5 protein-coding genes are annotated in these 7,584 nt (G+C 71.1%); 3 read left to right on the forward strand and 2 right to left on the reverse strand.

Annotation, left to right across the window (positions count from 1 at the left end; genetic code table 11):
• Positions 1 to 127 precede the first annotated feature (127 nt).
• A complete protein-coding gene (locus HET64_RS33880; protein ID WP_251146256.1) occupies positions 128 to 982 on the reverse strand; it encodes a helix-turn-helix domain-containing protein in 855 nt (284 codons plus the stop codon).
• A gap of 514 nt (positions 983 to 1,496) precedes the next feature.
• Here HET64_RS33880 and HET64_RS33885 point away from each other — a divergent pair.
• Positions 1,497 to 2,879, forward strand: coding sequence for an FAD-dependent oxidoreductase (locus tag HET64_RS33885; RefSeq protein WP_251146257.1), 1,383 nt, complete (start codon positions 1,497 to 1,499; stop codon positions 2,877 to 2,879).
• Positions 2,880 to 3,168: 289 nt separating this feature from the next.
• Entirely contained in the window at positions 3,169 to 4,929 is a 1,761-nt protein-coding gene (locus tag HET64_RS33890; RefSeq protein ID WP_215111088.1) for a SpoIIE family protein phosphatase, read from the forward strand.
• 13 nt (positions 4,930 to 4,942) lie between these two features.
• On the opposite strand, the gene HET64_RS33895 is transcribed toward HET64_RS33890, so the two are convergent.
• Positions 4,943 to 6,304 (reverse strand): MFS transporter, encoded by a 1,362-nt coding sequence (locus tag HET64_RS33895; RefSeq protein ID WP_215111090.1) that lies wholly within the window; start codon positions 6,302 to 6,304, stop codon positions 4,943 to 4,945.
• Between the two features lie 165 nt (positions 6,305 to 6,469).
• Here HET64_RS33895 and HET64_RS33900 point away from each other — a divergent pair, with 165 nt between their 5' ends.
• The gene (locus HET64_RS33900) at positions 6,470 to 7,027 is read left to right on the forward strand and encodes a MarR family winged helix-turn-helix transcriptional regulator (protein ID WP_215111089.1); all 558 of its coding nucleotides are present in this window, start codon (positions 6,470 to 6,472) and stop codon (positions 7,025 to 7,027) included.
• Positions 7,028 to 7,584 lie beyond the last annotated feature (557 nt).

Raw genomic sequence — 7,584 nt, forward strand, 5'->3', positions numbered from 1 at the left:
GTCGTCCCGCATCGACTGTTCCGTCCGCCTCGCCGGCACTGCGGGCGAGGCGGACGGAACAGTCGATGCGGGACGACCGACGCCCGGCACGAGCGATGCGGGACGCGTGGGGCCGAGGCCCCGGACGTCACGCCGGGCGCGACCTCAGCCCCTCCAGCAGGATGTCCAGCAACCGGGCCGAAGCCGCGGCCTGCTGAGCGGCGTCCGGCAGCGAAGGAGCCGCCGTGGCGATGACCAGCAGCACATCGGCCACCGTCACGTCCCGGCGCAGCTCACCTGATTCCCGCGCCCGGTCGACCAGCCGCCCCACGACCTCCAGCAGCTCGACCGCGCCGGTGTCCTCACCGAGGCCGTCGAATCCGTCGGAGCCCCCGGAGCGCCGGCCGACGACGCGGAAGTCGTCCTGGCCCACTCCCTGCCGCTGCTGCGGAACGCGGGTCTCGTCCACCGCGCCCGGAGCCGACGTCGCCCCGGAGGCCGCCGGCGCACCCGGCTCCTCCCCGTCCACCCCGACCCGCAGCACGTGCGGCGGCAGCAGCCTGCCCGCGCCCGACGCCACGGACGTACGCAGAAAGCGGGAGAGCGCCGACCAGGGCTTCTCCTCCTGCCCCAGCGCCGTACGCGCCTGCTCGGTCAGCCGGGAGGTCTCCTCCTCGGCTATCCGGCGCACCAGCACGTCCTTGCTCGGGAACCGCCGGTAGACGGTGCCCACGCCGACGCGAGCGCGACGCGCCACGTCCTCCATCGGAGCGCCGTAGCCCAGCTCCCCGAACACCTCGCGAGCCGCCCGCAGCACATGCTCCAGATTCCGCTGCGCGTCGACGCGCAGCGGAGCCGAGCGCGGTGCGCTCGCGGTCCCCGCCGCTGAGACCGTGGCCGTTCCCGACGTCGTGGCCCCGTTCGGGCCGTGTCCGGCAGCGGCCGAACCCATCGCCGCGGCACTCACCGCCGCCGCGGAACGAACCGCGTCCGCCGAGCTCATGACGCCGAGCGCACCCACGGAGCCGAGGCGTCCTTGGTCCTCGGACGCGCGAGCGAGCGCAGTCTGGCCATGCTTATCCTGAATATGCATAACTTCCCCCGGTTATGACGTCTCCCCCCGGAGACTTCCCGCCGTTTCAGTCGGGGAGCGGAGCACAACGAAATCCGCACCCGACACCCCGACGGGTTACGAACATAGTTGAGCCCGCGTCAATTCAGAAGGGGGTAGTTCCGCATGGGACGCCCCCCGATCGGACCAAGATCCGATCCACACCGGAACATCACCCCTCCACTTACCCCCTGCGTACTGCCTGACCTGCGCGGCTGTCGCCCCTCACCGCCCACGCGCCCCGAGTGCCGTCGGGGAACCTCCGGTCACACAATTTGCCGGGCCTGTGGACAAACCACTGACTCCGTTGCGTCATGGGGTGGTGATGGCTCCAGATTCCCGGGGGACGACCCCCGGCACCCGGCCAGGTGTACGCATTCTCGTCGTCGGCGGTGGCTACGTCGGGATGTACACAGCGCTGCGTCTCCAACGGAAGTTGAAGCAGAGACTGAGGAGCGGCGAAGCCGAGATCGTGGTCGTCACGCCCGAGCCGTACATGACCTACCAGCCCTTCCTCCCCGAAGCGGCGGCCGGCTCGATCTCGCCGCGCCATGTGGTCGTGCCGCTGCGCCGCGTCCTGAACGACTGCACGATCGTCATCGGCGAGGCCCAGCGCGTCGACCACGCCAAACGGACAGCGACCGTCACCACCCTCGCCACCGCTGAGGACGGCACCGGAGCGCTGGAGATCGGGTACGACGAGATCGTCATCGCCCCCGGGTCCGTCTCGCGCACCCTGCCCGTCCCCGGCCTCGCCGAGTTCGGCATCGGGTTCAAGACCGTCGAGGAGGCCATCGGGCTGCGCAACCACGTCATCGAACAGATGGACATCGCCTCCGCGACCCGCGACCCCGCGATCCGCGACGCCGCTCTCACCTTCGTCTTCGTCGGCGGCGGCTACGCGGGCGTGGAGGCGCTCGCCGAACTGGAGGACATGGCCCGCTACACGGCGCGGTACTACCACAACATCAAGCCGGCCGACCTGAAGTGGATTCTGGTCGAGGCCTCCGGGCGCATCCTCCCCGAGGTCGGCGAGGCCATGGGCACGTACGCCATCGGGGAGCTGCGCGGCCGGAACATCGACGTACGCCTCGAAACCCGCCTCGACACCTGCGAGGACCGCGTCGCCGTCCTCAGCGACGGCTCCCGCTTCCCCACCCGCACCCTCGTGTGGACCGCGGGGGTCAAACCGGCCCCGCTGCTGGCCGCCACCGACCTGCCCCTCACCGGACGCGGCCGGCTCCGCTGCACCGCCACCCTCGGCGTCGAGGACATGCCGCACGCCTGGGCCGCCGGCGACGCCGCGGCCGTACCCGACCTGACCGCGTCCGAACCGGGGCGTGAGACCGCCCCCAACGCCCAGCACGCGGTGCGCCAGGCGAAGGTCCTCGCCGACAACGTCCTCGCCTCGATCGACGGCCGGCCGCTCAAGGAGTACCGGCACGCGTACGCCGGATCGGTCGCCTCCCTCGGCCTGCACAAGGGCGTCGCCCACGTCTACGGCCGCAAGCTCAAGGGCTACCCCGCCTGGCTGATGCACCGTGCGTACCACCTCAGCCGGGTCCCGACGTTCAACCGGAAGGCGCGCGTCCTTGCCGAATGGACCCTGTCCGGACTCTTCAAACGCGAGATCGTCTCCCTCGGTTCGCTGGAACACCCCCGCGCCGAGTTCGAACTCGCGGCGGGCGGCGGCTCCGGCACCCCGGGGCTCCCGGGCCCCGGACGCCCGAAGGGGCCCGGAGAACCGCCGGACGACCGCCGTACGGACGACCCCCGGACGGACAGTTGACGGACCGTCGGCAGGACGGCCCCCGAGCGGACCGATCGAGGGCCGGAACGGCGACGGGGCGACGACTGTCAGTACGGTCGGTCACACTGGACGTGTGACCATAGGTGGGCCCACACCTGCACAGAGTGACCCGGTCGGCAGTGACCAACAGTGACCAGCAGCGACGCACCAACAGAACGACGAGGCCCGGCTGCGCCTTCCCGGGGGTACGGCCCCCGGTGCCCCCGGACACGGCAGAAGAAGCAGCCCGCCCGAGCGGACCAGACCGACACACGAGGCCAGAAATACCGTGAACTTCACGCGTTGGAGCGCCCGCCTTCCCGGAACGCAGCGCCGAGCCGCCGCGCGGGACGACCGTAGTTCCGTGCCGGCGGCCCGAGCCGAGTACGCCCGGGCGGACGGCCCGCCCGCCCTGCCGGACGACGCCTCCCCGGCGCCTTCCGGCCCCGCCTCGACGGAGGCCCTCCCCGGGCCGGCCCTCGACGACCTCTCCGCCCGCGAGATCCTCGGCAGGCTCCCCGCCCCCGTCGCCCTGCTGCACGGCCCGGACCACCGCATCGCGTACGTCAACGACGCGTACGAGGCCGCGTTCGGCCCCCGCCCGTGCGGCGTTCCCGCGGCCGAGGCCATGCCCGAGCTCGCCCAGCTCAGCGTGGTCCCGCTGCTCGACCAGGTCCTGCGCAGCGGCACCGCCCGTACGGTCAAGTCCCGCAGGACCGCCGAGGGCGGTTCGTACACCGTGACCTGCACCCCCGTCGCCGCCTGGGGCAACGCGGAGGACGAGGGAAACGGAGGAAGCAAGGCAGACAACAAGGCAGACAAGGGAGACAAGGGAAGCGACAGGGGAGACGGCAAGGGGGAAGGCGGTGTCCTCGTGTACGCCGCCGACGTCACCGACCACGCCGAAGCCGCCGAACGCCTGCGCACCAGCGAGCGCCGCCACCGCGAAACGGCCGTCACCCTCCAGCGCTCCCTGCTCCCGCAGGAGCTGGAACAGCCCGACGACCTCCGCATCGCCGCCACCTACCAGCCCGGCGGAACCGACGCCGCGGTGGGCGGCGACTGGTACGACGTCATCACCCTCGGCGCGGGCCGCACCGCCCTGGTCATCGGCGACGTGATGGGCCGAGGGGTCCGGGCCGCCGCCGTGATGGGCCAGCTCCGCACCGCCGTCCGCGCCTACGCCCGGCTCGACCTCCCGCCGCACGAGGTGATCCAGCTGCTGGACGGCCTCGCCGCCGAGATCGACGCCAGCCAGATCGCGACCTGCGTCTACGCCGTCCACGATCCCAACGAGGGGCAGCTCGTCTACGCCTCCGCCGGACACCTCCCGATCCTCGTCTGCGACGAGGACGGCACCGTCCACCGCGCCGCCGACCCCACCGGCCCCCCGCTCGGCACCGGCGGCTGGGTCCACACCTCGGGCACCATCGCGCTTCCGCCCGGCTCCACCGCGGTCCTCTATACCGACGGCCTGGTCGAACGGCGCAGCGAGGACATCGACGAGGGCGTCGCTTCACTGGCCCGCGCCCTGTCCGGCGCCAAGGGATCACCACAAGTGGTCTGCGACCGGCTGATCCGCTCCCTCGGCGTGACCGCCGAGCACGACGACGACGTGGCGGTCCTGGTGGTCCAGCACCCCGCCCGCACGGGACCGAACGCGGAGCTGTTCCACAACGCCGCGCTCGATCTCCTCGGCGGCATCGAGGCCGCCCCGCGCGCCCGCGCCTTCGCCACCGGCGTCCTGACCTCCTGGCGCTTCCCCGTCGAACTCCGCGACCTGGGTGTCCTCGCCACCAGCGAACTGGTCGCGAACTCCCTCCAGCACGGCACCCCGCCGATGCGCCTGGGACTGCGCCGTACGGACCGCCGGCTGATCATCGAGGTCACCGACGGCGACGACCACCTGCCGCGCCGCCGCCAGGCCGAACCGGCGGACGAGGCGGGGCGCGGCATCTCGATCATCGCCTCGATCGCCACCTCGTGGGGCAGCCGGCGGACGCCGGGCGGCGGCAAGGCGGTCTGGTGCGAATTCGCCCTGCCGCGGTGAGCGGATCGCTCCCTCAGTGACCGGCGGGCGCGGACACCGGGGCGGACACCGAGGGCGACCCGGATCCGGTGGTCGCGGACCCGTTGGTCGCGGTCTCCGCGCCGTCCCCGCCCTCGGGCAGTGACACCGCCACCACCAGCGACGGGACAGGGGCGAGCGACGGCTGGTCCTGTACGGGGGTGAGCCGGCGCCCCAGCCGCAGGGCGAGCCAGGTGATGCCCAGCGAGAACAGCACGAACGTCACGATGTACGGGCCGTGCAGCGACGCCCCCATCGGCCCGCCGACGGCCGGACCGACCGCGAGCGCGAGCTGCTTGCACAGGGCGAACGCCGAGTTGTACTGCCCGACCATCGACTCCGGCGCCAGATCGGCGACCAGCGGGGCGACGGTCGGCGAGAGCATCGCCTCACCCAGCCCGAACAGGGCGTACGTCGAGATGAAGGCGGCCGTCGCCATCGTCTGGCTGCCGTGGCCCATCCCCGCGTACCCCGCCACGATCCAGGCGAACGCCCAGATCAGGCCGACCGCGGCGATGACCCGGCTGCGCCGCCGCCGCTCCACCAGCCGCAGCACGACGAACTGCGCCACGACGATGACCGCGGTGTTGGCGGCCAGCGCGAAGCCGAGGGTGGAGGGCTCGATCCCGGCGGCCTCCGTGCCGTACGCGGCCAGGCCGGACTCGAACTGCCCGTAGCAGGCGAAGAACAGCACGAACCCCAGCACGCACAGCTGCACCATGGCCCGGTGCGAGAGCAGCGCCCGCAGCCCGCCCTTCGCCGCGGACCCGTCCGCCGGACGGGTCCCGCCGAGCGAAGCCGGACGGGGCATCCGCACGGTCGTCACCACGACGCCGAGCACCACGAACATCACGGCCTCGATCAGGAACAGCATCGTGAAGCTCGCCGGACGGCTCACGTCCACCAGCTGCCCGCCGACGAGCCCGCCGAGGCCGAGCCCCAGGTTCTGCAGGAAGAACTGCGTGGCGAAGGCCCGCGTACGGGTCGCGGTGTTGGAGCACCACACGAGCATCGTGGCGAGGGCCGGCTGCATGACGGCGGTGCCCGCGCCCAGGACAGCGGCGGACAGCACGGCCGCCGGAACACTGCTCGCGAACCCCAGGGCTGCCGCCCCCACGGAGGCCAGAACGGAGCCCACCACCAGCACGGGCAACGGGCCCCGCCGGTCGATGGCCCGCCCGGTGAACGGCAGAACGGCCAGTGCTGCCATCGCGAAGGCTGCCAGGACGACTCCCGCCGTCCCGGCGCCCAGATCCCGTACCTGCGCCACGTAGACGTACAGGTACGGGACGGTGAACCCGAGCCCGAACGCGCTCAGCGCGCTGCCCAGCTGGATCCGCCGCAGCGCTGCGCCCATCTCCCTGGTCACACTCACCTACCTCAAGAACTCGAAGGCCTCGATCGCGAAGCGTCGAGACCTGGCGTGAAGAAATCAGACTCGAAGACTTTAGCACTAAAGTTAGAAGGTGAAAACTACAGAGTGAAGGACTTGAGGGGGTGAGGGCGTGCCATACTGCCCGCCATGTCCGAGAGCACCGAGGAGCCCGGCCCCCACGAGCCGAGCCTCGACGAACAGATCGCCGCCTACCAGCGCGAGTTCCGCGACCTCGACCTCCAGGTCGAGCAGGTCGTCTCCGCGCTGGGCCGACTGAACCGCCGGATGAACGTCGCGTACGGGAGACAGCTCGCCGCGCTCGGCATCAGCAACGCCGAGTGGGAGGTCCTCAAGACCCTGGTCCTGGCCGGCGCTCCCTACCGTCTGGGCCCCGGCGAACTGGCGAAGCGCCTCGGCCTCACCCCGGCCGCCATGACCCATCGCATCGACCGGATGGCCGGCGAGGGCCTGGTCACCCGCGACCGCGACGAGAACAACCGGGTCCGCGTCATCGTCGAGCTGACCGACGAGGGCCGCACGAAGTGGCTCGAGGCGATGCGCATGGCGAGCGACTTCGAGGAGGACCTCCTCCAGGACCTCTCCGGCGACGAGCGCGGTGTCCTCGGCGAGCTGCTGGTCCGCCTCCTGCGCCGCGTGGAACACGCCCAGCCGGACGCCGGCGGCCGGCTCAGCGACCTGGACTGAACAGACCCTGCGGAGCCCATCGGGGGAGGGTTGACACACCCCTGGTGGATCCGTAAAGTTCTCCGAGTTGTCACGGAGCCGGATGGTTCCGAGGCAGCCGATCCCGCCGCGAACGCGGCAACCAAACTTCAGCACGATCTCCCACTCGGGATGATTTCGGCATGCCGGAATTCATGACGAAGGCTCGATTATGAGCCGCCGGGAGAATCCGCTAGAGTTTGAGCGTCGGAACGGCCCAACAGCCGGGAAGACAAGCCCCGCTGACTGGGAATCAGGCCCGAAAGGATCTGATAGAGTCGGACTCGCCGGAAAGGGAAAACGCGAAAGCGAAGGACCTGGAAAGCGAGATGCGAGACCCGCTTCGGCCGGGAATCGGACACGAAAGAGTCTGATAGAGTCGGAAACGCAGGACAGCAAGACAAAGTAGTAGACGAAAGGAAGCGCCCGGAGGGCCCCGGTGATACGGGACCGAAGGAAGCGTCCGTTCCTTGAGAACTCAACAGCGTGCCAAAAGTCAACGCCAGATATGTTGATACCCCGGCCTGCTTCGGCAGGTT

It is taken from the genome of Streptomyces sp. McG3 (assembly GCF_018619185.1).
In the GTDB taxonomy this organism is placed as follows: domain Bacteria; phylum Actinomycetota; class Actinomycetes; order Streptomycetales; family Streptomycetaceae; genus Streptomyces.

What these genes read in the sequence shown, in the direction of transcription:
- HET64_RS33880 (WP_251146256.1), bottom strand. Translation starts at nt 982, where the DNA reads ATGAGCTCGGCGGACGCGGTTCGTTCCGCGGCGGCGGTGAGTGCCGCG.
- HET64_RS33885 (WP_251146257.1), top strand. Translation starts at nt 1,497, where the DNA reads ATGTACACAGCGCTGCGTCTCCAACGGAAGTTGAAGCAGAGACTGAGG.
- HET64_RS33895 (WP_215111090.1), bottom strand. Translation starts at nt 6,304, where the DNA reads ATGGGCGCAGCGCTGCGGCGGATCCAGCTGGGCAGCGCGCTGAGCGCG.
- HET64_RS33900 (WP_215111089.1), top strand. Translation starts at nt 6,470, where the DNA reads ATGTCCGAGAGCACCGAGGAGCCCGGCCCCCACGAGCCGAGCCTCGAC.